This is a genomic window from Lysobacter sp. 22409, assembly GCF_052045105.1.
Taxonomy (GTDB): domain Bacteria; phylum Pseudomonadota; class Gammaproteobacteria; order Xanthomonadales; family Xanthomonadaceae; genus Lysobacter; species Lysobacter antibioticus_B.
The window spans coordinates 1-5,147 of sequence record NZ_JBQEOE010000092.1 but is presented as its reverse complement, the minus strand read 5'-3'; the positions used below and the strand labels follow the sequence as shown (position 1 = coordinate 5,147).

Here is a 5,147-nt window from a genome sequence, read left to right as displayed (position 1 = left end):
CATCCTTGTCCTATCGAAAAACGGCGCACGTCCTGTGCGCCGCCCTCCGGGTCTCCACTTGACCGGCAAAGCGGCAAAGCGGCAAAGCAGATCAAAATCTCGGCAACGGCAACGGCAGTAGGACACCGCTCCTACCCAGAGCGCAGGTGGAGAACGGCGCACTGCGCCGCTCCCCATCCAGAACGCCATCAATCGAGAAACAAATCCGGCAGCGGCTGCTTGCTCGCATCCACTGCGTATTCGCTGAAGTCGGTCACCCCGGCCTCGCCGAGCACTTCCTCGTCGATCAGGAAACGTCCGTAGAACCCCTGCGCCGGGCGCACCAATACCGCATGCGCCGCATCGGCGACGATGCTCGGCTTGCGGCAGCGGTCCATCGGGATGCCCGGGATCAGGTTCAAGGCATCGGTGGCGATGATCGTCCTCGGCCACAGCGCGTTGACGGCGATGCCCTTCGGGCCGAATTCGCCGGCCAGGCCCAGGGTCACGAAGCTCATGCCCATCTTGGCCAGGGTGTAGCCGGTATGCGGCGCCCACCACTTCACGTCCAGGCTCGGCGGCGGCGCCAGGGTCAGGATGTGCGGGTTCGCGGCCTGCTGCAGGTACGGCAAGCAGGCCTGCGCGCACAGGAAGCTGCCGCGCGAGTTCACTTGCTGCATCAAGTCGAAACGCTTCATCGGCGTGTCGAGGGTGCCGCGCAACCAGATCGCGCTGGCGTTGTTGATCAGGATGTCGATGCCGCCGAAGGTGTCGACGACCGCGGCGACCGAAGCGTTGACTTCGTCTTCTTCGCGAATATCGCACTTGAGCGCGAGTGCGCGGCCACCGGCCGCTTCGACTTCGGCGGCGACGCTGTGGATCGTGCCCGGCAACTTGGGATTGGCGACCGAAGACTTGGCGGCAATGGCGATGTTGGCGCCGTCGCGCGCGGCGCGCAGCGCGATTTCGCGGCCGATGCCGCGCGAGGCGCCGGTGATGAAGATGGTCTTGCCGGACAAGCTGCTCATGGAAGCTCCTGGGGGGGCGGACGCGGAGCTCCCGAGCGGAAGCCCTGCGCTGGACAAAGGATTCGACCGATGCGCGGAACGCAAACACAGCGACGACGCTGCCAGTTCGTGTACCGCGACGGCGCGGCCGTATCGGCGGATCGTAGCGGACCGGGTGCACCATGCGCTTGCGCGGCCTGTGCGTACGGAAGCAGGCCGCACGCGATGCCGGCGTCAACGCGGCTCGGCCTGATCGCCGCGCGGTTTCAACGAATCCCTAATCCCGAATCCCGGCCGTCAAGGCTTGGGCCCCTGCCCCTCGTTGTCTTCCCAATGCAGGATGCGCCGGGTGACGAAGCGGTAAACCGGCTTGCCGGTCGCGAACCAGAGTTCGCGCAACCAGGAATGGCGCTTGAGCACCCGCCGTTCGACCGGCGTCAGCGCCTGCGGGCAATAGGTGCGTTTGTGCTTGAGCAGATGGCGCAGGTCTTCGCGCGCCAGCAGGCGCATCCAGCGCGAACGCGGGTCGCCGCGGGTGGCGAGCTGGAAATCGATGATCGCCGGGCGGCCGTCGACCAACACCAGCCAGTTGGCCTCCTTGGCCAAGTCGTTATGGGCCAGGCCGCGCCGATGCAGCCGCTGCAGCAGGCGCCGGGCCTGACGGAAATAAGCCAGGTCGCCGTGCGGCGGGCGTTGGTACATGGCGGCGCCGTCGAGATAGCTGCGGTCGAGCCGGCGCCCGTCCCAACGCAGCAACTGCGGGGTGGCCTCGAGGCCGTCGACGCGCTGCAGCGCGCGCGCCTCGCGCCGCGCCAGCCACCAGGCCGGCACACGCAACCACCACGGCACGTGGCCCAGATCGCGGCGCACGAACAGCCCGTCGCCATCGCGCATCAGGGCGATACGGCCGAAGCTGTCGGCCTTGAGTGCGGCGACTTCGATGACATCACGGGACATGCCGCCAGTGTAGCCGGGGTCGGAATCGGGAATCGGGAATCGGGAATCGGGAGTCGGGAGTCGGGACAGGCGAATGCATCGGCCGAGGTAGGGCAAGCGCTTACGATTCTCGATTCCCTATTGCCTATTCCCCATTCCCGCCCCCAGGCAGTGCCGTAGGTCACGACCTGCCGTCAAGCACGGGCAGTCATCCGCGCAACAGACATCGCTGCCTATAATCGGCCGATGGAACCTGCCTGGCTAGAAAGCGCGACCGCATGGATCGCGGCCAATCCGATCGCCGCAGGCATCGTGATCTTCTTGATCGCGTTCTGCGATGCCCTGGTCATCGTCGGCATCGTGGTGCCCGCCCTGCCCCTGTTGTTCGCCGTCGGCACCCTAGTCGGCCTCGGCCACATCAGCGGCCCGTATGCGCTGGTCTGCTCGACCCTCGGCGCCTTCGCCGGCGACGGCCTGAGCTACTGGGTCGGCTACCGCTGGGGGCCGCAATTGCGCCAGCGCTGGCCGTTCTCGCGTTATCCGCAATGGCTGGACCGCGGCGAAGGCCTGTTCCGCCGCCACGGCAGCAAGAGCATCGTGATCGCGCGCTTCGTCGGCGCGGTGCGGCCGTTCGTGCCGGCGATCGCCGGCATGTTGAAGATGCCGATGAAGCGCTACGCGATCCCGAGCTTCGGCGCCTGCCTGGTGTGGTCGGCGCTGTTCCTCGCACCCGGCTGGGTGCTCGGCGCTTCCTACGACGCCGTCGCCGCGGTCGCCGATCGCCTCGCGATCGTGCTCGGCGCCTTGCTGGTCGCGGTCGCCCTGGTCTGGGCCACGGTGCTCTACACCTGGCGCTGGTTCGCCTCGCACGCCAACAACCTGCTCGCGCGCGCCTTGCGCTGGACCCGCGCGCATCCGCGCCTGGGCCGCTACGCCGCGGCCCTGATCGACCCCAATCGCCCCGAATCGGCCTCGCTGGTGATGCTTGCGGTGTGCCTGCTCGGGATCAGCTGGATCTGGTTCACCCTGCTCGCCACCCTGCTTGCGAGCGGCGGCCCGCTGGCGATCGACCACAGCGTCCACGAGTTCATGTGGACTTTGCGCAATCCGCTCGCCGACCGCTTGATGGCGGGGCTGGCGAGCCTGGGCGATGCCTCCGTGCTCGGCCCGGCCTCGCTCGCGGTGCTGGTCTACCTGGCCTGGCGCCGGCGCTGGATGGCGGCGGCGCACTGGGTCGGCGCGATCGTGTTCGGCCTCGCCCTGACGTCGTTGCTGGAAGCGGCGATCGACATGCCGCGCCCGCCGACCGCGCCGGCCGGCTTCGGTTTCCCTTCGGTCGCAGTGACGATGACCACGATCGTGTTCGGCTTCTTCGCCGTGCTGATCGCACGCGAACTACCGGGCCGGCAACGCGTATGGCCGTATCTGCTGGCCGGCGTGGTCACCACCCTGGTCGGCTTCGCCCGTCTCTACCTGGGCGCGCACTGGCCCAGCGACCTGGTCGGCGGCACCTTGTTCGGCATCGTCTGGCTGTTGCTGCTCGGCATCGCGTATCGCCGCCACGTCGCGCGCTCGTTCTGGATGCGGCCGTTGGCCTGGCTGTTCTATACCGTCTTCGTCGCCGCCGCGCTGTGGCATGCGCCGCGCTCGGCCGACGCCTTGCTGGCGAAATTCGCCGCCGCCACGCCGACCACCGTGCTCGAAGCCGGGCCGTGGTGGAAGAGCGACTGGGCGACGCTGCCGGCGCAACGCAACGAAAGCGACGTGCGCCAGCGCTGGCCGCTCGACATCCAGATCGCCGGCCCCTTGCCGCCGCTGCGCGCGAGCCTGGAAGCCAACGGTTGGCGCGTGCAGGAGCAAGCCAACTGGCTAGCGACCATCGCCCTGCTCGACGACGATGCGCCTGCGCGCGATCAGATCGTGCTGCCGGCGACGCTGGATGCGCAGGCCGAAGCGCTGCTGATGCTGCGCGACGGGCCGAGCCCGGACGTGCAGTACGCCCTGCGCTTATGGCCGGCGCCGGCGGTGCTGTCCGACGGCACCCCGCTGTGGGTCGGCACCACCCAGACCCTGCGCTTGAACAAGCCCTTCAACGCCGCCGCCTTGTGGCTGCCGGAATCCGACGACGGCCGCGCCCATGCCGAAGTACGCAAGGCGTTGACCGGCTTCACCATGATCGAACAGGCGCACCCGAAGAACGGCACGCGCGTGCTGCGCCTGCAATCGCAGTATCGAGTGCCGGGTACCGACCCGGCGCCGTGAGTGCACCGCGTGATCGGCGCCCGCATGTGCGGCGCCGATCGATCAAACCGTGCGTGCGGGCTTAGGGCAATACCGTCAGCAGGTGATCCAGGCGCTGATGCGGCCCATCCATCTGCAGCAGCGCCTGTCTCTGGGTCAACGACAGCGGCAATAGTTCGGTCAGCCGCCAGCCGACCCAGGCTGCGTCGTCCATGCACGAACTCGGCGCCTTGGCATGCTCGCCGCCGATCTGTTCGAGCAGGTGCTCCAGCAAGGTGACCAGCAACGAATGCTCGGGCCGCACGACCTCGCTCGGTTCCGGCGCGCACCACTGCACCTCGGCGACCTGCAAGCCGTTGTCGCGCACCCGCACGCGCTCGGCGTGGAAGCGCCGCACGCCGCGCACGCGCAAGGTCAGCAGACCGTCCTCGCCGGTACCGAAATCCTCGATCACCGCCTCGGTGCCGTAAGCCGCGGCCGCGGCCGGCGCACCGGCCTCGTTGCCGTCGATGATCAGGCAGACGCCGAAACCGCGCCCCTGTCGGCCGCAATCGCGCACCAGGTCCAGATAGCGTCGCTCGAACACGCGCAAACCGAGCGCCGCACCGGGCACGAGCACGGTGTGCAGCGGAAACAGGCCCAGCGATTCGGAAGCGTCGATGTCTGCGGACATGGCGGCAGTGTAGCCAAGACCGGCCGCGGCCACGATATGCGCGGGCTTACTGGTGGCGCTGTGTACGGCAGTAGCGCACACGGCAGTCGTCGCTTGGTTGGCTCGCGGACCCTCTAACACCGGTCCGGATCGTCGGGGCTTATGGTCAGCGAGGGTGAGCGGTTGCGGTCGCCGTTGCCGTTGCCGTTGCCGTTGCCGTTGCCGTGAAAGCTTGGCGCAGCTCGGATCTAACGATGCAACCGTAGACCCGGAGGGCGCCGCACAGGACGTGCGGCGTTTTCCGATAAGACAGGGACGTCTTATCGGAAAAT

General features: G+C 68.1%; 4 protein-coding genes. 1 reads left to right on the top strand and 3 read right to left on the bottom strand.

Going from position 1 to position 5,147, the window contains the following annotated elements:
• Positions 1 to 188: 188 nt before the first annotated feature.
• Positions 189 to 1,007: an SDR family oxidoreductase gene (locus ACTJJK_RS22960; RefSeq protein ID WP_440731346.1), complete on the bottom strand. Its 819-nt coding sequence runs from the start codon at positions 1,005 to 1,007 to the stop codon at positions 189 to 191.
• Positions 1,008 to 1,283: 276 nt separating this feature from the next.
• On the bottom strand, positions 1,284 to 1,943 hold the full coding sequence (locus ACTJJK_RS22955) for a serine/threonine protein kinase (protein WP_440731345.1): 660 nt from the start codon (positions 1,941 to 1,943) through the stop codon (positions 1,284 to 1,286).
• A gap of 225 nt (positions 1,944 to 2,168) precedes the next feature.
• Between ACTJJK_RS22955 and ACTJJK_RS22950 the strand changes: the two genes are divergently transcribed.
• Entirely contained in the window at positions 2,169 to 4,184 is a 2,016-nt protein-coding gene (locus ACTJJK_RS22950; protein ID WP_031374208.1) for a bifunctional DedA family/phosphatase PAP2 family protein, read from the top strand.
• A 61-nt stretch (positions 4,185 to 4,245) separates the two neighbouring features.
• Here the strand turns inward: ACTJJK_RS22950 and ACTJJK_RS22945 are convergent, their stop codons facing one another.
• Positions 4,246 to 4,836 carry an LON peptidase substrate-binding domain-containing protein gene (locus tag ACTJJK_RS22945; protein WP_440731344.1) on the bottom strand — a complete coding sequence of 197 codons (591 nt, stop codon included), beginning with the start codon at positions 4,834 to 4,836 and terminating at the stop codon, positions 4,246 to 4,248.
• Positions 4,837 to 5,147 lie beyond the last annotated feature (311 nt).